24 protein-coding genes are annotated in these 22,581 nt (G+C 41.0%); 16 read left to right on the forward strand and 8 right to left on the reverse strand.

Annotated features, from left to right (window positions below):
• Positions 1-9: 9 nt before the first annotated feature.
• Together N1I80_RS06935 and N1I80_RS06940 are read left to right on the forward strand one after the other, a co-directional pair.
• Positions 10-1,863 carry a beta-glucoside-specific PTS transporter subunit IIABC gene (locus N1I80_RS06935; RefSeq protein WP_340737163.1) on the forward strand — a complete coding sequence of 618 codons (1,854 nt, stop codon included), beginning with the start codon at positions 10-12 and terminating at the stop codon, positions 1,861-1,863.
• Positions 1,864-1,882: 19 nt separating this feature from the next.
• Positions 1,883-3,340, forward strand: coding sequence for a glycoside hydrolase family 1 protein (locus N1I80_RS06940; protein WP_340737164.1), 1,458 nt, complete (start codon positions 1,883-1,885; stop codon positions 3,338-3,340).
• Positions 3,341-3,591: 251 nt separating this feature from the next.
• Here the strand turns inward: N1I80_RS06940 and N1I80_RS06945 are convergent, their stop codons facing one another.
• Positions 3,592-4,389, reverse strand: coding sequence for a histidinol-phosphatase HisJ family protein (locus tag N1I80_RS06945; protein WP_340737165.1), 798 nt, complete (start codon positions 4,387-4,389; stop codon positions 3,592-3,594).
• A gap of 97 nt (positions 4,390-4,486) precedes the next feature.
• On the opposite strand from N1I80_RS06945, the gene hisZ reads away from it, so the two are divergent.
• From hisZ to rlmN, 9 genes are all read left to right on the forward strand, one after another.
• Positions 4,487-5,728, forward strand: a complete 1,242-nt coding sequence (hisZ, locus tag N1I80_RS06950; protein WP_340737166.1) for an ATP phosphoribosyltransferase regulatory subunit — start codon at positions 4,487-4,489, stop codon at positions 5,726-5,728.
• Positions 5,725-6,351 carry an ATP phosphoribosyltransferase gene (gene hisG, locus N1I80_RS06955; RefSeq protein ID WP_340737167.1) on the forward strand — a complete coding sequence of 209 codons (627 nt, stop codon included), beginning with the start codon at positions 5,725-5,727 and terminating at the stop codon, positions 6,349-6,351. The genes hisZ and hisG overlap by 4 nt, the downstream gene beginning before the upstream one ends.
• Before the next feature lie 5 nt (positions 6,352-6,356).
• Positions 6,357-7,643 carry a histidinol dehydrogenase gene (gene hisD / locus N1I80_RS06960; RefSeq protein WP_340737168.1) on the forward strand — a complete coding sequence of 429 codons (1,287 nt, stop codon included), beginning with the start codon at positions 6,357-6,359 and terminating at the stop codon, positions 7,641-7,643.
• Complete coding sequence (gene hisB, locus N1I80_RS06965; RefSeq protein WP_340737169.1) at positions 7,636-8,220, forward strand: imidazoleglycerol-phosphate dehydratase HisB; 585 nt, start codon at positions 7,636-7,638, stop codon at positions 8,218-8,220. Before hisD ends, hisB begins: the two co-directional genes overlap by 8 nt.
• A gap of 149 nt (positions 8,221-8,369) precedes the next feature.
• A complete protein-coding gene (hisA, locus tag N1I80_RS06970; RefSeq protein WP_340737170.1) occupies positions 8,370-9,092 on the forward strand; it encodes a 1-(5-phosphoribosyl)-5-[(5-phosphoribosylamino)methylideneamino]imidazole-4-carboxamide isomerase in 723 nt (240 codons plus the stop codon).
• On the forward strand, positions 9,082-9,843 hold the full coding sequence (gene hisF, locus N1I80_RS06975) for an imidazole glycerol phosphate synthase subunit HisF (RefSeq protein ID WP_340737171.1): 762 nt from the start codon (positions 9,082-9,084) through the stop codon (positions 9,841-9,843). Before hisA ends, hisF begins: the two co-directional genes overlap by 11 nt.
• Before the next feature lie 2 nt (positions 9,844-9,845).
• On the forward strand, positions 9,846-10,487 hold the full coding sequence (hisIE, locus tag N1I80_RS06980; RefSeq protein ID WP_340737172.1) for a bifunctional phosphoribosyl-AMP cyclohydrolase/phosphoribosyl-ATP diphosphatase HisIE: 642 nt from the start codon (positions 9,846-9,848) through the stop codon (positions 10,485-10,487).
• Entirely contained in the window at positions 10,480-11,541 is a 1,062-nt protein-coding gene (hisC, locus tag N1I80_RS06985; RefSeq protein WP_340737173.1) for a histidinol-phosphate transaminase, read from the forward strand. Before hisIE ends, hisC begins: the two co-directional genes overlap by 8 nt.
• 617 nt (positions 11,542-12,158) lie before the next feature.
• Positions 12,159-13,223 (forward strand): 23S rRNA (adenine(2503)-C(2))-methyltransferase RlmN, encoded by a 1,065-nt coding sequence (gene rlmN / locus N1I80_RS06990; protein ID WP_340737174.1) that lies wholly within the window; start codon positions 12,159-12,161, stop codon positions 13,221-13,223.
• 174 nt (positions 13,224-13,397) lie between these two features.
• On the opposite strand, the gene N1I80_RS06995 is transcribed toward rlmN, so the two are convergent.
• From N1I80_RS06995 to N1I80_RS07010, 4 genes are all read right to left on the reverse strand, one after another.
• On the reverse strand, positions 13,398-13,766 hold the full coding sequence (locus N1I80_RS06995) for a hypothetical protein (RefSeq protein ID WP_340737175.1): 369 nt from the start codon (positions 13,764-13,766) through the stop codon (positions 13,398-13,400).
• A gap of 125 nt (positions 13,767-13,891) precedes the next feature.
• A complete protein-coding gene (locus tag N1I80_RS07000) occupies positions 13,892-14,212 on the reverse strand; it encodes a general stress protein (RefSeq protein WP_340737176.1) in 321 nt (106 codons plus the stop codon).
• A 78-nt stretch (positions 14,213-14,290) separates the two neighbouring features.
• Complete coding sequence (locus N1I80_RS07005) at positions 14,291-14,587, reverse strand: hypothetical protein (RefSeq protein ID WP_340737177.1); 297 nt, start codon at positions 14,585-14,587, stop codon at positions 14,291-14,293.
• Positions 14,588-14,898: 311 nt separating this feature from the next.
• Positions 14,899-15,843 (reverse strand): VOC family protein, encoded by a 945-nt coding sequence (locus N1I80_RS07010; protein WP_340737178.1) that lies wholly within the window; start codon positions 15,841-15,843, stop codon positions 14,899-14,901.
• Between the two features lie 168 nt (positions 15,844-16,011).
• Here N1I80_RS07010 and N1I80_RS07015 point away from each other — a divergent pair, with 168 nt between their 5' ends.
• Genes N1I80_RS07015 through N1I80_RS07030 form a run of 4 tightly spaced genes read left to right on the forward strand, consistent with a single transcriptional unit; the run spans position 16,012 to position 18,374 of the window.
• Positions 16,012-16,425 carry a BlaI/MecI/CopY family transcriptional regulator gene (locus N1I80_RS07015; RefSeq protein ID WP_340737179.1) on the forward strand — a complete coding sequence of 138 codons (414 nt, stop codon included), beginning with the start codon at positions 16,012-16,014 and terminating at the stop codon, positions 16,423-16,425.
• Between the two features lie 3 nt (positions 16,426-16,428).
• Positions 16,429-17,283, forward strand: a complete 855-nt coding sequence (locus tag N1I80_RS07020) for a M56 family metallopeptidase (protein ID WP_340737180.1) — start codon at positions 16,429-16,431, stop codon at positions 17,281-17,283.
• A gap of 52 nt (positions 17,284-17,335) precedes the next feature.
• Positions 17,336-17,980 (forward strand): DsbA family protein, encoded by a 645-nt coding sequence (locus N1I80_RS07025; protein WP_340737181.1) that lies wholly within the window; start codon positions 17,336-17,338, stop codon positions 17,978-17,980.
• Entirely contained in the window at positions 17,970-18,374 is a 405-nt protein-coding gene (locus N1I80_RS07030) for a disulfide oxidoreductase (RefSeq protein ID WP_340737182.1), read from the forward strand. The genes N1I80_RS07025 and N1I80_RS07030 overlap by 11 nt, the downstream gene beginning before the upstream one ends.
• 48 nt (positions 18,375-18,422) lie before the next feature.
• Here N1I80_RS07030 and N1I80_RS07035 read toward each other — a convergent pair whose 3' ends face one another.
• On the reverse strand, positions 18,423-19,241 hold the full coding sequence (locus N1I80_RS07035; protein ID WP_340737183.1) for a GNAT family N-acetyltransferase: 819 nt from the start codon (positions 19,239-19,241) through the stop codon (positions 18,423-18,425).
• Positions 19,242-19,530: 289 nt separating this feature from the next.
• Between N1I80_RS07035 and N1I80_RS07040 the strand changes: the two genes are divergently transcribed.
• Positions 19,531-20,175: a DedA family protein gene (locus N1I80_RS07040; RefSeq protein ID WP_340739989.1), complete on the forward strand. Its 645-nt coding sequence runs from the start codon at positions 19,531-19,533 to the stop codon at positions 20,173-20,175.
• Between the two features lie 52 nt (positions 20,176-20,227).
• Here the strand turns inward: N1I80_RS07040 and N1I80_RS07045 are convergent, their stop codons facing one another.
• Both N1I80_RS07045 and N1I80_RS07050 read right to left on the reverse strand, forming a co-directional pair.
• Positions 20,228-21,085 carry a methyl-accepting chemotaxis protein gene (locus N1I80_RS07045; protein WP_340737184.1) on the reverse strand — a complete coding sequence of 286 codons (858 nt, stop codon included), beginning with the start codon at positions 21,083-21,085 and terminating at the stop codon, positions 20,228-20,230.
• 21 nt (positions 21,086-21,106) lie between these two features.
• On the reverse strand, positions 21,107-22,564 hold the full coding sequence (locus N1I80_RS07050) for an aldehyde dehydrogenase family protein (RefSeq protein WP_340739990.1): 1,458 nt from the start codon (positions 22,562-22,564) through the stop codon (positions 21,107-21,109).
• Positions 22,565-22,581: the final 17 nt, after the last annotated feature.

Genomic DNA, 22,581 nt, shown 5'->3' on the forward strand with positions numbered 1-22,581 from the left:
GGAAGAAGGATGAATAATAAAGAGTTAGGGAATAAAATTATTGAATTGGTTGGCGGGGAAGGCAATGTCAAATCGCTTGTCCATTGTGCAACACGACTAAGATTCAAGCTGGGGGACCATAGTAAGGCGGATAAAGAGGCATTGAGCAATATCCCAGATGTCATGACAGTTGTAGAAAACGGCGGACAATTCCAAGTCGTTATTGGCAATAAAGTAGGGAAAGTCCATGCGGAAATTATGAAGAATCACAATATAAGTGGTGGTGATTCTGCTGACCAAGGTGATTCTAAACAGAAAACTGGTACAATGGCGAAGGTTTTTGAATACATCTCGGGTACATTTTCACCTTTAATTCCTGCATTGGCAGGGGCAGGGATGATCAAGGCATTACTTGCGGTTCTGTCAATTTTAAATTGGATAGATGTCGAAGGCACGACCTATTCCGTATTAAATGCAGCAGCTGGTGGGGTATTTTATTTCCTACCGATATTTGTAGGTATTTCGGCAGCTAAGAAATTAAATGCCAATCCATTTGTCGGTGGAGCAATAGCAGCGGGATTGTTGGAACCGAATTTTACAGCATTATTAAGTGCGACTGGCGATGTTAGTTTCTTGAGTATTCCGCTGATTGCGTCTGATTACTCATCAACGGTCTTTCCATTATTAATTGCAATGGCGATTTATGCTCCTTTTGAACGTTTTTTGAAAAAATATACACCGGATACAATCCAGTTATTCTTTGTACCAATGGTGAGTTTATTAGTCATGGTACCTTTAACAGCACTCGTCTTTGGTCCATTTGGAGAGTATATTAGTTTAGCAATTGCGTCTGCAATTACATTTTTGTTTGGCGTATCAAGAATTCTCACAGGGATTTTAATTGCAAGTGCTTGGCCAATCCTCGTTATTTTAGGTGTGCATTGGGGTGTTGTACCTATTATCATTGACAATTTCACACGCGGTGGGGATATGATTGCACCGATTACTGGAGCAGCTGTATTTGCACAGATAGGTATTGCCTTTGGTATATATTTAAGAGTGAAAGATAAAGATTTGCGTTCCTTATCTTTTGCGGCAACATTATCAGGTCTATTTGCAGGAGTGACGGAGCCCATTCTGTACGGAATAATTTTAAGGTATAGAAAACTGCTCCCTTTATTGTTTATATCGGGTGCAGTAGGTGGGGCAATTATTGCGACGTTTGATGTAAGAGTATTTTCATTTGTATTTCCTGGATTTTTCACCATTCCAGCATTTTCACCAACAGTAGGGTATATTATCGGGATTGGTACATCCTTTATTTTAGCAACGATTTTAGCGTTTATCTTTGGTACGACAGGTAAGAGAAAAAAAGATGAGGGTACAAAAGAAAGCCCAATTATAGAAGCAACAACTAGTGAATCAAAAGAAACGTATGACTTAATAACACCGATAGAAGGTGATCTAATTCCGTTAGGAAACGTAGATGATCCAGTATTCTCAAGTGGTGTAATGGGCAAAGGTGTTGCCATTGAGCCAACGGTTGGCGTAGTTGTTGCACCATTCGATGGAAAGATAGCCACATTATTTCCGACCAAACATGCGATTGGATTAGTTAGTGAAGATGGGGCTGAGGTGCTAATTCATATCGGGCTGGATACGGTTCAGCTGGAAGGACAACATTTCGATGCACATGTCGAACAAGGTGCTGTCGTTAAAAAAGGCGATAAGCTCGTCACATTTGATATTCGAGGTATTCAAGAATCGGGTTATAGGGTAACAACGCCTGTGATTATTACGAATACGGCAAATTATTTAGATGTCATACCCGTACAATCACAGCATGTTACGTTAAATCATAAAGTTTTAACAATTGTAAAATAAAAATCGAGGAGAGATCGTTATGACAAACTTTAAAGCGCAATTTCCAAAGAACTTTTATTGGGGCGGAGCAACAGCCGCCAATCAAATTGAAGGTGGATTTGATGCAGGTGGCAAGGGATTATCAGCAGCTGACTTTGTAGAATATATTCCAAAAGATCAACGAACAAAAGACAATGCAATGGAGATTACTTCGGAACAAATACGGAAAACACTAAGTGGCGAATCAACAGCCCGTCATCCTAAGCGTGAAGGGATAGACTTTTACCATCGTTATAAAGAAGATATTGCATTACTTGCTGAAATGGGCTTCACTGCTTTTCGTCTATCCATTCATTGGTCAAGAATTTTCCCGAACGGTTATGATGAAACGCCGAATGAAGCGGGATTACAGTTTTACGACGATGTGTTTGATGAGCTAGCCAAATATAATATCGAGCCGGTTGTGACACTATCTCACTACGAGACACCTTATGGCTTAACAGAGAAATACAACGGTTGGGTTGGTCGTGAAACGGTTGACCACTTTGTACGCTATGCAGAAACGGTATTCACGCGTTACAAAGACAAAGTGAAATTATGGATGACCTTTAATGAAATTAATGTAATTACGATTAGTCCATATACGGGTGGAGGTATTTTGTCGGATCTAGAAAAAGACCCCGTGCAAGCGAAATATCAAGGTTTACATCATCAATTTGTTGCAAGCTCTCTCGCAACAAAAAAATTACATGAAATTATTCCTGGTGGGCAAATGGGGTGCATGCTTGCAAGGATGAGTCACTATCCAAACACACCAAATCCTCTGGATGTATTAAAAGCACAACAAGACAATCAAAGTAATCTATTCTATACGGATGTACATGCGCGTGGTGTATACCCAGAATATTTGGATCGTTATTTTGCTGGAAATAATATCCAGGTTATCAAAGAAGCTGGCGATGATGACATCATTAAACAATATCCGGTAGATTATATTTCAATGAGCTATTATATGTCCATGTTATCCTCTGCTTCACCAGAGGGAGAAGTAACAGAAGGAAATCTAATGAATAGTATGAAAAACCCTTACTTAGAAGCTTCAGACTGGGGATGGCAAATTGATCCGATTGGTTTACGGATTGCATTAAATGATATGTATGACCGTTATCAGTTACCGATTTTTATTGTAGAAAACGGTTTGGGTGCTTACGATAAAGTAGAAGAAGACGGTTCAATCCATGATGATTATCGGATTGATTATTTAAGAAAGCATATCGAACAGATGAAGGAAGCTGTTGGCGATGGTGTTGACTTAATGGGGTATTTATCTTGGGCACCAATTGATTTAGTGTCTATGTCAACGAGCGAAATGTCGAAGCGTTATGGCTTTGTGTATGTAGACAAAGATGATGAAGGGAATGGTACGCTAGAAAGAAGTCGTAAGGATTCTTTTGCTTGGTATAAAAAAGTGATTGAAAGTAATGGGGAACAACTATAAGGCATATGGAAGCACATCGGCTAATGTCGATGTGTTTTTTCCATTTATGAAGGGAAATTATTATTCTATGTCGAATTAGTGAGAATGGACAAATTCCTTATATATCTGAGGAATGCTCATAGTGACTTGCTACTTTGAATCAAACCATTTAGAATGTGAAAAATGGTCTCGCCCTTCATTCAAAGAGAAGGGGAGACCATTTTTTATCTGAATTCAGCAGAAGCCTCACTTCCATAAATGGCGTGATTGATTCATAATAAACGCGAAATAGCATGAAATTGCGGTTGCTGCTCATCAAACGTGGTAATATAGTCGAATCCAATCGATTGAAGCAATTGTAGAGATTCGCGGAATTGGAAGGCGATATCGTCTGGTTTATGTGCGTCAGAGCCGAGTGTAATGATTTCACCGCCACTTTGCTTGTAGAGCTTCAAAATATCATCACTTGGCATGCCATTCGATAATCCGTAACGAACGCCTGACGTATTCAACTCAATACCTTTACCTTCAGGAATGATAATGTTGAAAATCTCTCGTAGTTCATCATGAAAAGGATTAGCACAATGTTGTTTCGTATAGCGTTTGACAAGATCAGCATGTCCAAGAATATTAAATTGTTTATAGTTTTGGACACAGTATAATAATTCTCCATAATAAATACCATATGATTCTTCGAGGGTTTTGTTTTCGAAAAATTCGCCAAAATGCAAGCCTTTTTTCTCGACGGTATGCATGGAACAGATGATGAAATCGAATGTTTCCTTGTCCATGAGCTCCTTGTATTGCTCTAAAATATGAGGCTGTACACCGATTTCAACACCTTTTTTAATGCGGATGCGGCCTTCATATTGCTGCTGCATGTCCTTGATTTTAGTGGCGTATTGCTGTTTATCGAAATCAAAAATGAATTCTTCATAAGGGTAATCGTAGTCGATGTGCTCCGTAAAACAAATTTCTGTTAGCCCTTTTTGGATAGCGGCTTCAATCATTTGTTCCATTGGGATTGGGCAGTCGATTGAAAAAGAACTATGTAGATGATAATCAAACATAAAAAAATTCATCTCCTTGTGTTGACATTTTGTCTGTATACCCTTATAGTACTAAATAACTTTAGTGTAGTAAAGTGATAAAGTAGAGGTGTTGGAATTGGTTAGAAATGAAGTGTATCCAGAACGTATATTAGTAGACAATGAAAAAGTAGAACGCATGATTAAGACCATTAACAAACGGTTTACAACGTACGGTTATAAGCGAATTAAAACGTCAGCCTTTGAGCAATATGATTTATATTCTAAAGTAAATAGTTCGATTAATCAAAATGAAATGATTAAGGTCATTGATCATACAGGGCAAGTGTTAGTATTGCGGCCAGACGTGACGATTCCGATTACGCGAGAATTGGCGGAGAATTATCCTAATCTAGCAGATGAACTACGTTATTTTTATGTGCAAGAGGTATTTCGTCAGCCAGCGGATCGCAATGATAGTATTGAAAGTACGCAAGCGGGCATTGAGTATTTTTGTCAAAGTTCAGCGGAAGCAGATGCGGAAGTGATTGCACTTGCCTGCCATACGATGAAGGATTTAGGATTCATGGACATTAAAATTGAAATTGGTCATACAGTATTTTTCAATGAGCTGGTGCAAGATTTGCCGTTGACTGCGCAACAAATTAAGCAGTTGAAGACGCTCATTCAAGCTAAAAATGTAGTGGAAATTGGTCCTTTCCTTCAAAGGTTGAACATTGATGAGGGAGTGCGAGATGCCATTGAACGAATTCCCTTTTTGTATGGTAATCCAGTGGAAGTGAGTGAACGTGCACAGGGAATTGCTTTGACGCCGAAAATGCAGGAGACACTCGATTATTTACTGGATGTCTATCGCATATTGAAAATGTATGGGTTGGAACAATATATTGCTAGCGATTTAGGGTTAATCAACGATATGGGTTATTATTCGGGTGTTATTTTCCAAGGATATGTTGAGAAGTTTGGCAAACCGGTGTTAATGGGTGGGCGCTACGATCGACTAGGTGATGAATTTGGTGCGAAATTGCCGGCCATTGGCTTTGCATGTGAGATTGAATCGTTGGTCAAAGCGACAGAAAGCAGAGAAGTGAGTAGTCGTTTTCCGATTGATGTCAAAATCATTTATGCAGATACGCAGTTAGAACAGGCCATTGCCATTGCCAATGAATTGCGGGAGCGCAATTATAGCGTGCTGTCGTTTTCAGTACAGAAGGAACAAGTTAATCGCCAGCAAAGTGTGTATACGATTCAACTTGAAAAAGACAGTAATCAATTGAATTATAAAGAGAAAACCATTTCATTTTTAGATTTGAATGAAGTGCTGGATTTACTTGTAGGAGTTAAGGGGGCCGCACAATGACACATCTTACTGTCGCGATGGCGAAAGGACGCACGGCTGATCAGGCGTTAACGTTTTTAGAGAAGGCAGGTGTCCGATTTTCTGAGTTTCATGATGGCAGTAGAAAATTAGTCATTTTCGATGATGCCGATCAAGTAAAGCTTATTTTTGTCAAGGCTGTGGATGTGCCTATTTACGTAGAAAAAGGGGCGGCGGATATTGGCATCGTAGGCAAGGATACGATTATGGAAGATCCTGTAGATGTCTATGAGCTATTGGATCTCGGCATTGGAAAATGTCAGCTGGCAGTCGCAGGATTTCCAGACAAAGAGTTTTCGAGTAGTGCCACATTGACGGTGGCATCGAAATATCCGGCTGTGGCAAAAAACTATTTTGAAGGCAAAGGTATTCGAGTTGAAACGATTAAATTGAATGGCTCGGTTGAATTGGCGCCTCTCATTGGCATGTCAGATGTCATCGTTGACATTGTCGAATCCGGTGCCACATTAAAGGAAAATGGTTTAGTCGTCTTGGAGGAAATTGCTGATGTCAGCGCACGATTGATTGTCAATAAGGCGAGTTACGCAACAAAAACGACTCAGATTCAGCAGTTTATCTCAGACTTAAAAGTGGCATTGGAGTGATTTGCATGCGAATAGTAACGGTGGAACAATATAAGGATGAACTGACACAAGAAAAAGTGGTTCAGCATAACGACCTCGATTTTGATAAAACTGTGCTTGAAATTATCGGAACAGTTCGTGAAAGCGGAGACGCGGCATTAAGGAGTTATACCGAGCAGTTTGACGGTGTACAACTGGAGCAGCTCATTGTGACGGATGAAGAGTTTGATGAAGCACAGTCTCTTATTACAGAAGAATTTCTTCAGGCATTACGGAAAGCGAAGAACAATATTGCAGCATTCCATGAAGAGCAGAAAGAAAAATCCTGGTTTGTCAATAAAGACAAAGGGATTGTGCTCGGACAGAAAGTGACGCCCCTCGCAAGTGTCGGTATTTATGTGCCAGGCGGCAAAGCGGCATATCCTTCAACGGTTCTGATGAATGCTCTACCTGCGAAGATTGCGGGTGTCGGAAAAATTGCGATGGTGACACCGCCGCAGCGAGACGGTAAAGTGAATCCGCATGTTCTCGTGGCAGCACGGGAAGCAGGTGTCGATGTAGTCTATAAAATAGGCGGTGCTCAAGCGATTGCGGCGTTGGCCTATGGCACGGAAACCGTAGAAAAAGTAGTGAAGATTACAGGTCCGGGAAATGCTTATGTCGCACGTGCGAAAAAATGGGTGTTTGGGGACGTTGCGATTGATATGATTGCGGGCCCAAGCGAAATTTGTGTTGTGGCAGATGATACAGCGGTTGCGGAGTATGTCGCTGCTGATCTGCTGTCACAAGCAGAGCATGACGAGCGTGCGACAGCGATTTGTGTAACGACGAGCACAGCGTTTGCTGAGGCCCTTCAACAACAAGTGGCCGATCAGATGGCGCATGCAGATCGCAAGGACATTATTGAAGCGTCTATTAAGGATAATGGTCGTATCGTGCTTGTCGATTCGTTGGATGAAGCGTATGATTTCGTCAATGAGCTGGCACCCGAGCATTTACAGCTGATGGTGGAAAATCCGATGGAGCAATTGGCGTTTATCCATAACGCGGGGGCTATTTTCTTAGGAAACTATTCACCAGAAGCATTGGGCGATTATATGGCCGGACCGAATCATACATTGCCAACAAGTGGCACATCGGCATTTTCTTCACCACTAGGCGTATATGATTTTATGAAAAAATCGAGTATTATCCATTATACAGCGCAAGCGTTGCAAGACGTTGCGGATGACATTATTACCATTGCGAATGCAGAAGGCTTAACAGCTCATGCAAATTCGATTCAAGTAAGGAAGGCGGGATACAATGCGTAGCAAATCGATTTCAAGGCAAACTGCAGAAACGAAGATTAAACTAGACTTCTCCATTGATGGTAGCGGGGAAACAGATATCCAAACAGGAGTAGGTTTTTTCGATCATATGCTGACATTATTCACAAAGCATGGACGATTTGATTTGAAGGTTGATTGTGATGGCGATACAGAAGTGGACCAGCACCATTCGGTTGAAGATATTGGTATCGTGCTAGGACAAGCATTTTATGACAGCATTGGCACGAAAGAAGGCATCGAGCGCTATGCGACAGTGTCCACGCCGATGGACGAGGCATTATCCACTGTTTCCCTTGATATTAGCGGACGTTCGTTTCTCGTTTTTAATGTCGAAGGTATGAAGGATAAAGTCGGCGATTTCGATACAGAACTTGTGGAAGAATTTTTCCTAGCCTTTACAAATAATGCGAAAATCAACCTACACATCAATTTACAATATGGAAAAAATACGCACCATATTATCGAATCCATTTTCAAAGGCTTCGGCCGTGCGTTGCGGGTTGCGAGTACGATTAATCCGGATGTAAAAGGTGTGCCATCTACAAAAGGCGTGCTGTAACCGATCCGGAGAGAAGATATTGGCGTTCAAGGGTTGTTTATTGGCGCATGCAGACGATTTATTGGCGTTCAGGATCAAGTTATTGGCGCTTACCGTCAACTTATTGGCGAATTAGGACTTTACTACCGATAGAAATAGGGGGAACCAACATGATTTTATTTCCAGCCATCGATATTCGAGATGGGAAATGTGTTCGATTGATTCAAGGAGATTACGATCAAGAAATTATTTACAATGATTCACCAACAGCAATGGCGAAAGAGTGGGAACAGCAAGGCGCTGCTTACATTCATGTTGTGGATTTGGACGGCGCAAAAACGGGTAATTCATCGAACAAAGAAGCGATTCGAGCGATTGCTGCGAGTGTATCTGTCCCTGTGCAAGTCGGTGGAGGCATTCGGAATATGGAAATCGTCGATGCACATATTGCAGCAGGCGTCAGTCGAGTAATTATCGGAACAGCAGCTATCCAAGATCAGCAATTTCTAAAAGAAGCCGTTGAAAAATACGGTGACAAAATTGCGGTGTCTATTGATGCAAGGGGTGGCTTTGTGGCGACCGATGGCTGGACAGAGTTGAGTGATGTCAAAGCAGTTGACCTACTGCAACAGCTAGTGGAAATTGGCGTGAAAACGGTTGTCTATACCGATATTTTGAAAGACGGCATGCTACAAGGTCCGAATTTAGTTGAACTTGAAATGATGAATAATGCTTCAAGCATTGATATTATCGCATCAGGTGGGGTCTCTACGGAACAAGATATTGTAAAATTACGCGCATTAAATATGTACGGAGCGATTATCGGCAAAGCGTTATACGAAGGGAAATTATCCTTAGTCAAACTATTGGAGGACGACAACGATGGCAAGTAATCGAATTATTCCATGCTTAGATTTTGATAATGGTAAGGTCGTAAAAGGCAAGAAGTTTCTTGAGGTAAAAGAAGTTGCAGATCCGCTAACATTGGCTAGGAAATATGTAGCTGATGGTGCGGATGAACTGGTATTTTACGATATTGCCGCGTCAACGAATAACCGTGCTATGTTTCTCGATTTGATTGCTGAGATTGCGAATGAAGTGCCGATTCCATTTATCGTCGGTGGTGGTATTCGAACGATTGAAGATATCCAAAAGGTTTTTGATGCCGGTGGCGATAAAGTATCTATCAACAGTGCCGCGCTCACGAATCCATCTTTAATTGAAGAGGCGGCGAAAAAATTTGGCTCTGGACGAATCATTCTATCAATGGATGTCAACGAGGTAGGACCTGGTAAATGGTCGGTATTTGCCAAGGGCGGCATAGAAGATACGGGGATGGATGCCATTGAGTGGGCGATACGGGCTGAACAACTTGGCGCTGGAGAATTAGTCGTCAACAGTATTGGCGAAGACGGCGTTAAAGATGGCTACAACCTCGAATTGACACGCACGATTGCCGAGGCTGTTACCATTCCGGTCATTGCAAGTGGCGGTGCAGGTAAGCCTGAGCACTTCCATACCGTATTAACAGAAGGAAAAGCCGACGCGGCGCTTGCAGCATCCGTTTTTCATTTTGAAGATATTCACATTGGTGAGTTGAAAACCTACTTATCTGAACAAAATATATCTGTTGGGAATGACTAACTATGACAATCGAAATCGACAAACTGACATTTGATAATAACGGACTAATTCCTGCCATCGTGCAAGATGATCGGACAGGAAAGGTCCTAATGCTTGCCTATATGAATGAAGAAGCATTGCAAAAAACGATCGACACAAAAGAAACGTGGTTTTACAGCCGCTCTAGACAGGAGCTATGGAATAAAGGCGCAACGTCTGGCAATCGTCAGCAAGTTCAACGCTTACTATTCGATTGTGACCAAGATACGATTTTAGTACAAGTACTACCGCAAGGCCCGGCTTGTCATACAGGTGAAGAGACTTGCTTCCATAAGAAAGCTTTTGAACAAGCAACCTCTAGTCGAGAAGTCGTGCAAGAAGTCGTGGATGAAATTAAAGAACGTCACAATAATCCTGTGGAAGGCTCGTACACAACGTATTTATTCCGCGAAGGATTAGATAAAATCCTGAAAAAAGTCGGGGAAGAAACAACGGAAGTCGTTATTGGCGCGAAAAATCGTGATAAAGCGGAAGTGACAAGTGAGCTAGCAGATTTGACGTATCACTCGTTAGTGCTGATGGAAGAACTCGGTGTGACCGTGGAAGATGTCAAAAATGAATTGCGAAAAAGACGCCCGAATCGTGAAGTGTTGCGCAATGAGTAAATTTTGGAGCAGCATGGTGAAGCGGACGGAGCCTTATGTGCCAGGTGAACAAGTGAATCAACAGGATATTGTGAAGCTCAATACCAATGAAAACCCATATCCGCCAAGTCCAAAAGTGTTGGAGGCGATTCGAGAGGAGATGGCAGGCCATCTTCAATTGTATCCCTCTCCGACTGCGGACGATTTACGCGCAACGATTGGGCGGCAGTATGGACTCACTGCTGATGAAGTGTTCGTTGGCAATGGATCGGACGAGGTATTGGCCTTTTCTTTTATGGCCTTTTTTGAACCAGGTCAGCCCATTCGTTTTCCAGACGTTACATACAGTTTTTATCCCGTCTATGCCAAACTATTTGATATTCCTTATGAAGAAGTTGCATTGAATGAGGATTTTACATTGCAGGCCGATAAATTCTTTCAGTCCGAGGGCGGTGTCATTTTACCGAATCCGAATGCACCGACCAGTCTTTATGCTGAGCTTGTGCAAATTGAGGAAATTGTGAAAAATAATCCGGATCAAGTAGTCATCATTGATGAGGCTTATATTGATTTTGCAACGAAGTCTGCTGCTGAACTGATTCAGCAGTATGATAATTTACTCGTTGTTCAGACGACATCGAAATCGCGTTCGTTAGCGGGATTACGTGTTGGTTTTGCAATGGGGAATGCTTCGTTAATCGATGCATTAATTCGTATTAAAGACTCTTTTAACTCCTATACATTGGATCGTTTGGCGCTTGTCGGAGCGCAAGCCGCATTTGAAGATGAAGCTTATTTTAAGGAGATAACTGCGAAAATCATTGACACGCGCAACGAGACAACAGTCGTATTAGAACAACTTGGATTCACTGTCCTCCCTTCGCAAGCAAACTTTGTATTTGCCCGTCATGAAACGGTGGCGGCAGAGTTTTTATACAATGAATTGAAAAAAGAAGGCATCCTCGTCAGGTATTTCAACAAGCCAGGCATTGATAATTATTTACGGATGACGATTGGAACAAAAGTGCAGATGGAACGATTGGTTGTGGCGTTGAGGGGGATATTGAACAAATAAGGTAACTACTTAGGTACCTATTTTGATATAAAAAATTCTATCAACAACGCTTGGCGCTAGGGGATGCCTCCCGCGATAAGCCTAATAGAAAACCACTATTAGGCTTATCGCTTCGGCTACCCCTGTTAGGCGCCTTCGCTGGAGATTCGCGAGTATCATTTGTTCAACCCACTTAGATATCATTCTATTTGAAAGAGAATTCTCCACGTGTGACGGAGAGGAGTGAGGAAAGGATATCACGATCTTGTTTGCGAAGCGTGGAAATAAATCCGCTCTCTATACAATGAACTTATGATTTTTATGTGATTTCCAGCGAAGGCGTCTACTGGGGTCGCCGAAGCAATGAGACTGACAGCGGTTTTCTGTCTGGCTCATTGCGGGAGGCATCCCCAGGAGCCGAGCGCTGTTGGTAAGAGTCACAATAGTAGAGTTAGTAAATAGATACCATATTGAGAGTTTTGAAACAATTTAGGTGCCTAAGTAGTTACCAAATAAGAAAGGTAAGCCACTTCAATCTTTGAAGGGCTTACCTTTTTTTGAATTTATTTAGTTGTTCCATTATCTAATTTCCTGTAGTATAATGTATGAATTGCATTTTTCGAAATGAGGAGTATTTAATGAAGAATTCTATATATGGATTAACGATGGAACAACTGACAGAATGGTTATTAGAGCGAGGACATAAAAAGTTTCGTGCATCCCAAGTTTGGGATTGGTTGTACAAAAAGCGGGTCACAAGCTTTGCGGAAATGACCAACGTCAACAAAGAATGCCTTCAATTGTTGGAAGAGCATTTTGCGATTCAAACGTTGGAGCAATCGGTGAAGCAAGAGTCGGCAGATGGAACGATTAAGTTTCTCTTTAAAATGCAGGATGGTAACTTAATCGAGACGGTGTTAATGAAATTCCCTTACGGTCACTCGGTTTGTGTGACAACACAAGTCGGCTGTAACATTGGCTGTAGTTTCTGTGCAAGTGGATTATTGAAAAAGAGCCGCGATTTAAACGCGGGCGAAATTGTGGAGCAAATTATGAAAGTGCAGTTCCATCTTGACGCAAAAGAACAAGAGGATCGTGTCAGTCATATTGTTGTCATGGGCATTGGCGAGCCGTTCGACAATTACACGAACTTGATGGATTTCCTTCGTGTCGTCAATGACCAAAAAGGACTAGCCATTGGTGCACGTCATATTACGGTGTCGACAAGTGGAAATCCACATAAAATCAGGGAGTTTGCTAATGAGAACATCCAAGTCAACTTGGCGGTTTCTTTGCACGCGCCGAATAATGACCTACGTACACGCATTATGAAAATTAACAAAGCGTTCCCAATTGAATCATTGATGGATTCCATTGATTATTATTTGGAAACGACAAACCGCCGAATTACGTTTGAATATATTATGCTACAAGACGTCAATGATCATGTAGTGGAGGCGCAGCAATTAGGAAAACTACTTGAAAACAAACGCCATTTATCCTACGTCAACCTGATTCCATACAACCCGGTTGACGAACATGACCAATATCGTCGTAGTACACCAGAAGCGATTGATGCATTTTACAAGGCGCTTCGCAAAAAAGGCATCAATGGTGGTGTCCGTCTTGAACAAGGGACAGACATCGATGCGGCATGTGGACAGCTACGTAGTAAGCAGATTAAAAAAGAAAAAGCGATTTGATCATGAAAATAAAAGACGCATCCTCACAATTGGATGCGTCTTTTTGTCTAGCTCTGGGCGCCAAATGCTCGGGTCATAAGCCGAACTAGCTATGCGGCAAAAAAGCGCCGCGCCGCTAGTTCGTCTTATGCCTGTCGCATCTAGGCGGGCGCCCTCCGCATTTCGCTATTTACGTTATTTATTCTTCCGCGTGACCATTACAACGGCTTGCACCATAAAGGCAATGCCTAATCCAAACGAAGAGATGATGAACAAAGACAAAATACCCGCCAAGTCACCAAATCCACCTGTATTCATTAAGAAACTACGGAAAAGCTCCACGAATCCAAGTGCGACAGCAATGATAAAAATTCGAAAAGCAATTTTTAACTTGTAAAATAATAATAGAGAAGAGAAAACGCCTACAATCAATCCGAATATCCCGAATGCTAAATAATTTTTCCATTCAAGCTCTTGTCCCAAAACAGTACGCACACCAAGTATAAGAAGAACGAAAGACGTTAGTCCTGTAAAAAAGCCAATCTTCCATAATTTATTGTCCATAAATCACACCTACTTTCAGTATCTATCATACCGAATGAAGGGGAAATTGTGTAATGAATACATTGTATAATGAAAAAGACAGAACAATGGAAATCCCATTCGCCGGGGGAAGCGAATGGGATTGGTTATTTTTTAGCAATAATGATGAGTTTGCCTTGATCCAGCTCTTCTTCGGCAGCCGCAGCTTCTTCCTTCGATAGGCCAGTAGCTTCCATTTTACTGCGTAGCTCATCACCGCGAGAAGTGAACATGTTTTTCATGCTGGTAAGGAAGCCTTGGTCTTTCATGCCAACTGTTTCTGTGTCGAGAGCATCGTTGATGTGATTGGCCCTTTTTTTATCATGTGCAAACACGTAGATATCGTCATGCGTATACCCTTTCGTGACTAAATCATCAATTTCTTTCTTCGCTTGTAGTCCATTTTCTACAGTTCGTTTGATCGGCAATGAAAATTCCCTCCTGTTTATTTGTCCATGTTATCATTGCCAATAAAGACCCGATTTTAAACATATTGAAAAAGGAAATCATTGCTGTAACTTCCTATATGCTTGAATGAAAGAAGTCGGGTCGGCATCTATCTCAAACATAAATACACCTTGGTTTGTATGCAAATAAAACAATCCAGCCCCACCAGAAAAAGGCTTATACGACATATCCAAAACATGCTCTAATTTGAAGCTATTTTGGGTAGTTGAAATCGAATCGGTATATAGATGAATGCAGTGATCGGTACGATTGGTTGTTTGATCATACCAACCAGCAATGCGTTCAACTAAATGGTACGTAATCGTGCAGACGGCTTGACGATTTGAATGATGCATGATGAATCCCTCCAATGTTAAGATACCCATAATGGAAAATCTATAAGCGTATCATACCAGTTTTAACTTGAATCCGCAGAAGTCGACCCTGCTGCGGATTGGGGGAACTCAGACTAAGTTCGCCGCGTCCTGCGGCAACGTCTGAGTGACCAACATCCTGTTGGCCCAAGCCTCCGGCGGATGTCACAAATTTTGAAGGGAGTGAATTGCGCAAGCGCAATTCAAAATTTGGACGCAATTACGCTGAAGCGTAATTGATTAAAAAAAATGTCTGCACTCCAAAAATCAATCGAGTGACAGACAGCTTGTCTTTATGATCGCATTCTAATCTCAATTGCATTTCCAGAAGGGTCTACAACAGAGAGTGTTCCATTGCTAGCATCAAAGGGAATATCTAGACGTTTGAGCTGGGTCTGCGCTTCATCCATCTCTTGCTGTGTGAAAAAGATTGTAAACTGTTTTAAGCCTCTTGAATTTTCTGGCGGTGCGGGTAGGCCATTGCCAGACCATGTGTTCAAAGCGATATGATGATGATAATTGTCTTTGGAGATAAACAAGCTACCGTTGTCTTTACTCGTTATCGTAAATCCTAGGCCGTCTACGTAAAATTGTTCAACCAGTTCAAGTTCGGCAACTTGCAAATGCATATGCCCAATCCGTGTGCGGTCTGGTAGGCCTGTCCAAGGAGGGTTTGCCTCATTAACCAATCCCTCAACATCAATTGGATATGAACCACCTACATAGCCGCCGTCAGCATCACGTTCCCACTTTTCAGAAGGATAGTCCACATAGAGTTCAATCCCGTTATTATCAGGGTCTGCAAGATAGAGGGCATCGCTATACTGATGGTTAGCTGCACCTTGCATAGGATATTCGTTTTCAGCTAAATGGAGAAGTGCATTTGCTAAACTTGATCGATCTGGAAATAGAATTGCAAAATGATAGAGACCTGTTGTTCCAGGGGGCCTTTCCACGGAATCATTCACTTCTTCTAATAAGAGTAAAGGAGTGATTCCATCAGCTGTTAATGTCACTTTGTTCGCCTCTTGCGTTAAAATATCGAATCCAATCATGTGCTGATAAAATTCAACAGCACGTTCTAAATCAGAGACACCTAGATGTACTGCTCCTACTCGAGGTAAACTGTCCGTATCGTATGTTTCATAAGTTGAGTTTTTGTTTGTCATCAGGACAATGAGTGAAATGACTAAAATCGCTGAAACGACAATGCCGATAATGATTCGTTTGTTTGTCATTGATATATTTCTCCTTTTCAAATAGACTACATGATGTAGTGTATCAGTCTTTCATCTAAATAGCAGTCGGAAGATGTTACAAATTTGTTAAATGGACTGTTTTTAACTAACAATTCTTGACGAGATAAATTTATCAAACTACAATGAGTAGTGTGAGGTGAGCAGATCGTGAGAATTCGTAAATTCAAAATGAATGAAAGTGGGCTGAATCGTTTTTTCGGACCGCTTGAAGCGAAAATTATGGACGTTTTATGGAACGATGTGGAAATGACTATTAAAGATGTCCAGCAAGTGCTTGAACAGGAAAAACTAACGAATTTCAATACAGTCATGACGGTTATGAATCGATTGGTTGATAAGGGCATTCTTCAAAAGAGAGCAGAAGGAAGATCATCTATGTATAAACCGATTCTTTCGCGAGATGAGTTTTTGAATACACAATCAAAGGAAATGACCAATGAGCTGATGGACGAGTTCGGAAGTGTTGTCGTCAGTCATATGTTAGATGCGCTGGAAGATGTAGATGATGATCTTGTCGCTAAACTTGAGGCGAAAATTAAAGAATTGAAAAAGGACAAGTAGCCTATGTTCAAACGTCAATCATCTACAATGCTCATCATGTCACTTATCATTTCTGGAACGATTTTTTTGCAAATGGTTTTATATTTCATCGCAAAGGTAGTAGGCTGGAACGTTCGATATAATCTTGTCGCCGCCTGTCATAGTTGGATGAAAGCAATCGGATTGTCCTCACTTGATTATGTACTTGATGTACTCGTCATTTATACATTGTTTTTTACACTGTGGAAAATAGCGTCACAATTCTATCATGCTGTACGTATGAAAAAGCGGTTTGAGCAATATAGAGAAAATAGGCTGACAATCGACATGGATCGGACTTATGGAGAAGGGCAAGATTCATTTATTGTCATCTCGCATCCTACGCCACTGGCGATTACGATGGGATTTATACGGCCCAAAATTGTTCTGTCGACAGGTTTGATGAACCTATTAACAGAAGATGAATTAAAGGCTGTCATTTCACATGAGATGTATCATAAAGAACATCGTGATCCACTTAGCATCTTTTTGATGGCTCTCTGTTCGTCTATAATGTGGTATATTCCGATTCTAAAGTGGTGTAATCAGAAATATAGAATTGTGAAGGAATTGCTGGCGGATGAATATGCCATTGAAAAACAGCAGACGTCTGTCAACCTAGGTAGTGCATTGTTAAAGATGCTCAAAGTGAGTAAACATGAAAAAATGCCGTTTGCTTACGCATCATTTGCAGATACGTCTGTCAATTATCGGATTGACTATATACTGAATCCGTTACGGGAAATTGAATGGAAGCTTCCAGTGAAGATGGCGTTAGTATCGTTCACCATCTTTAGTTTGATTTGTGCTTTGTTTATTTACGCCTTAATGTTGGCGTAAATTTTTACCCCATTACACTACATTATGTAGTTTGAATTAGGAGTGTTTTAATTTGTCTAAGAAAATATTTTGGATTGTAGGTTTAGTTGCTATTTGTATCGTGGGTATCATTGTTTTAACAGGTGTTAATGAAAAGTCTGTTGTTATTGATTATGAAGGGCAACCTTTTTTAGGGGAAGCGTCAGCTCCAGTAGAAATTGTTGAATTCGGCGACTACAAATGCCCAAGTTGTAAAGATTTTAACGATAGACTCTTTCCAATTATTCATGAGGAGTTAGTTGAAACAGGGAAAGCGAAGTTCTACTTTATGAATTTCTCCTTTATTGCCCCGGATTCAACGACAGCTGCACAGTTTGCAGAAACGGTCTACAAGGAACTGGGCAATGATACGTTTTGGGCATTCCATAATTTACTGTTCGCCAATCAAACAACCGAATCAGGACAACCAACTCTATTTAACGATGTAACTTTGGAAGACATGCTGGCGAAAGTTGCAAGTGAAGAGGAAACGAGTAAAGTGATGGCAGCTTATGGTGAGAGTAAGGGAAAAGAAGCTTGGGAGAAGGATATGAGCACGGCTAATGGTTTGGGTGTATCGTCAACACCAACCATCTTTATAGGTGGCAAGGAATTTAAAGGTGCTACGATAAATGATTTTATAAAAATGGCGGAAGAGGCAGCTACTAGTGGTCAGTAAATCGTTGCTTTTTGCTTGGTCGACGTCTATTATTGCGATGGTAGGGAGTTTGTTCTTTAGTGAACGGATGGGCTTTGTGCCCTGTACACTATGCTGGTATCAGCGTATTTTAATGTACCCTTTAGTACTTTTCTTAGGTCTGGCATTTTATCGCAATGACCGAGAAATCTATAAATATGTGCTTCCGATGTCTCTCGTAGGTATGCTGGTTTCCGGTTATCATTATGCATTGCAGAAGCTACCTTCCTTGCATGAATTCAGCACGTGTACGAGTGGAGTGCCCTGTTCAGGACAATATATTAACTGGTTTGGCTTTGTGACGATTCCATTTTTGGCGTTTATTGCGTTTACAATGATAACAATCCTTATGTTCGTATTACGGAAGCATAAATAAGATATATTGGAGATAGGGTAGCCTCCCCGAGTGAGCAGGGAGGCTATGCTAGTTCCACAAATAATAATCCTGAGCTTGAACAGTCTTGAAGCCGATGGATTCATATAGCCGAAGGGCATGGTTATTTTTTACCTCGACATCAAGTCCAACACTATACCCTGCTTCGTGTTGTTGCTTGACGACGTTACGGAGTGCTTTTCCTCCATAGCCTTTGCCTTGGAATTCAGGTAAAATGGCAAAACCATAAATATAGGCTTCTCCGTCTATTCTACTCACTCGAATTTTACCAACATCGGTGCCTTCAGCTACGATGATAAAACGGCTCTCCTCCGTCCTATTTTTAATGTCTCCATGATGGAGTCGCGCATCTTCTTCACTCATGTTGAATGAAAGGACGTCGAGCTGTATTTCAAAGGAAGAGTCGGCGGGCAATGCTTGCCGAATAAGGATATCCTCACTTTCTTCGAGTGGTTGCTTTGCCCAGCACATTTGAAACTCTGAAAAGGTATACATGCACGGTTGAGTGACTAACCATGCTTTAGCAGAGGTTGAAGAGGCTGAAGCGTTCAATAAAATCTTCTCAAAGCCTTTTTCTTCAATTACTCGAAGTGCTTGTTGCCAAAGGTTCGAAAAGTGCTGATTTCTTCTATCGCTCGGCTTGACCATCCCACAAACTTCTACTGTTGAGCCAAAGCCATATAAAGCTAAATAAGCAATGAGTTGTCCATTTTCTTCGTGAAAAAAATCCATGCTGAGGTCATCTCTTTGTCGCAACATATCCCAGTTTAGTTTAAGTTGAATAGTGTCTGCTTGCTCGCATTCTTTTTGAAGAACTTCAATTGCATGTAATTGTTCTACTGTAAGCATGTTTTAGCCCCTCTCAATCATAAGATACTATTACTATATACGAAAAAATAGGAGAGTGGTTAATTAATCTGCATCGTGACAACTTCGGTAGAAAGAAGTATGATGAATAAGGCTGACTTACCTTGAATCAGCAGAAGTCCTCTGCTGATTAGGGGAACTTAGACTAAGTCCGCGGCGTCCTAGATTAATGGTTGTATGAGCTGGGCTTAATTCAAAATCTGGACGTCATTACGCTGAGGTAAGTATGATACAGCTGATTCAACAAATAATTGTGAAAGTGAGTACATACATGACAATCATTCAGAACTTAATTAGCTTTATTTTGCATATCGATCAGCATTTGGTTGAAATCATTCAACAATTTGGCTCATGGTCATATGTAATTTTATTTTTAATCGTCTTTGTAGAGACTGGTATTGTTATTTTTCCTTTTTTACCGGGTGATTCTTTATTATTTGCGGGTGGAGCACTTGCGGCAATGGATGCCTTTAACATTGTCTTGCTTATCATTGTATTCTTTGTGGCAGCTGTCATTGGTGATACAGTAAACTATCAAATTGGTAAAAAAGTTGGGACAGCAATCTCACCGAATAGCTTTATGGGTAGGGTGATCGATCAAGAGAAAATGAACAAGGCAGAAAATTTCTTTAATCGACATGGCGGTAAAACGATTGTCATCGCACGCTTTATGCCGTTCGTCCGTACATTTATCCCTTTTGTTGCGGGAGCTAGTCGCATGAATTATAGCTATTTCTTTTTTTACAATGTCGTAGGTGCAGCTCTTTGGGTAGGAATTTGTACAATGGCAGGTTATTTCTTTGGTAATATTCCTATTATTAAAGAAAATTTTTCAACAGTCCTATTACTAATCATTTTTATATCTGTTCTACCTGCTTTGATTGGCTTTATGAAATCTCGTTTACAGAAAAAATAATAAAGCAGCTCTTGGATAATGAAATCCAAGAGCTGCTTTATATTTTTTACGATTAATTGACTAAAGAGTTTTCGGCCATTGCAGATAGATTTTGAGCATTGTGGTTGATTTCTTGTACAGTCGCAGAAATTTCCTCAATTGATGCAGCTTGATTGGTAGTCAATTCATGGATCCCAGAAAATGCATTATTCAAGTTTTTGATTGAACTTGAAATATTTTTGGTTAAGTCGTCGATTTGGCCAACATTTTCTTTTGAATTGGTTGCAAGTTTACGGATTTCATCAGCGACAACGGAAAATCCTTTGCCGGCCTCACCAGCTCTTGCAGCTTCGATGGCAGCATTCAAACCGAGTAAATTACTTTGATCAGAAAGTCCTCTTACGACAGTGGACACTTGTCCGATTTTAGTTGCACCTGAACTGACCTCATTCATAAGTGTCGAAATCTCTGTGACTCGATTCGCAAGTTCTGTAACGGAGCCAGCTATTTCTTCAAGAGAAGCAGCTGTCTGTTCAACGATTGCGGAAAGGCTTTCCGCTACGACGAATAAGTCATTGGATTTCTCTAGACTTGTCCCAATTCCGACACCACCAATTACTTTTCCGGTCTTATCATGTAAAGGAATAGCGCGAGCGATAAGTGGAAATCCGAAAAGTTCTTTCGGAACCATTGCGGATTTTGCTTGATTGTACTTGATGGCATCTGTAATAATATCGCCAGGTGCGAGTGGATCACCGGCCTTGACATTCAAGGCAAATGTTTCACCTGGGATATTCAATAAAAGCTGTTTGGTATCGTAAATACCGACTGTAATATCATCTTGTATGAGTTTGTTTAAATAGGGCGCTACTTTTTGAAACGCTTCCAATAGTTCTATTGCCGAATCAGTATTTTTTGCTTCATAAACCATTATTTTCTAACTCCTCTATTTTTAATATGGAAAGTTTCTTTTGCCGTAATTGACAGAAATCCATTTCATTGTTGTGAACTCATCTAGGCTCCATTGTCCATTTAATCGGCCGATTCCGGACTGGTTTTCTCCACCGAAAGCTACAATGGGCTCATCATTGATTGTAATGTCATTCACATGAATCATGCCGGTATGAATTTTCTTGGCCATTTCGACTCCACGTTCAATACTAGACGTATGGATTGCTCCACTTAAGCCAAAACGGGTATCATTCGCAATTGCAATGGCTTCCTCTTCTGTTTCAAATGGAATGACACAAACGACCGGTCCGAATAGCTCTTCTTGTGCAATGAGCATTTGGGGTGTTACATCTGTTAGAATAGTGGGTTCGACCATATTGCCTGAAATTTTTCCTTCAAGCAAGACGGAAGCACCTTGTTCGACACCTTTGTTAATAATCGATTGAAGGTTGGCAGCTTGGCGGTCATTTACGACAGGTCCAATAATTGTTTCAGGATCTCTTGGGTCTCCAACTTTTAATGAGGATACTTTTTCTTTATATTGCTTCAAGAATTTCTGATAGATTGGTTTATGAACAAGAATGCGATTGGCGGACATACAAATTTGACCTTGGTGGGTAAAACGACTAAATGTTGCAGCGTTTACAGCGTAGTCGATATCGGCATCATCCATAATGATAAAGGCACTGTTTCCACCTAATTCTAAAATCGGTTTTTTGAAGTTTTTAATGGCTACTTGCCCGATGTGACTCCCGACTTTTGTAGAGCCGGTAAACGAAATAATTCGTGGAATCGGATGTTCAACAAATGTATCACCAATTTCTTGAATATCTGCTACGACGACATTTAACAAACCTTTGGGAATGCCTGCTTCCTCGAAAATTTTTGCAATCAGTGTTCCGCCGGTAACTGGCGTTTCTTCATGTGGTTTCAAGACCACGCCATTTCCTGCACCGAGAGCAGGTGCTACGGACTTCATTGATAAGAAGAAAGGGAAGTTGAATGGACTAATGACACCGACGACACCAACCGGAATGCGGTATAACCTGTTCTCCTTGTTATCTTCGATGGAAGGTAGAATTTTGCCTTCCATTCTGAGTGGGAAGGTAGCTGCTTCTTTAATCATATTTTTAACAAGTCCAATTTCGAACGCGGCTTTCAACCGAGTCCCACCTAACTCATCGATGATGATTTCGGTGATTTCTTCCTCATGCTGCTCGATATAGTGGACTGCTTTTTCGAGGATGGTTCGTTTTTGGTAAGGGTTTACTTTGTCCCATTGTTCTTTTGCTGCTAAAGCAGCTTTGTATGCCTGATCTACGTCATGGATTGTGGCCATTTTAATAGTAGAAAGTACTTCTTTGTTGTATGGATTACTAATAATAAGGGTATTTTCACTTGTTCCATCTCTCCAAGAACCTTCAATATACTGTTTACTAAGCGAATGAATAGTTAAGATGACTTACCTCCTAGTTA

Origin of the sequence: Sporosarcina sp. FSL K6-3457 (assembly GCF_038007285.1) — a bacterium.
Taxonomy (GTDB): Bacteria; Bacillota; Bacilli; order Bacillales_A; family Planococcaceae; genus Sporosarcina.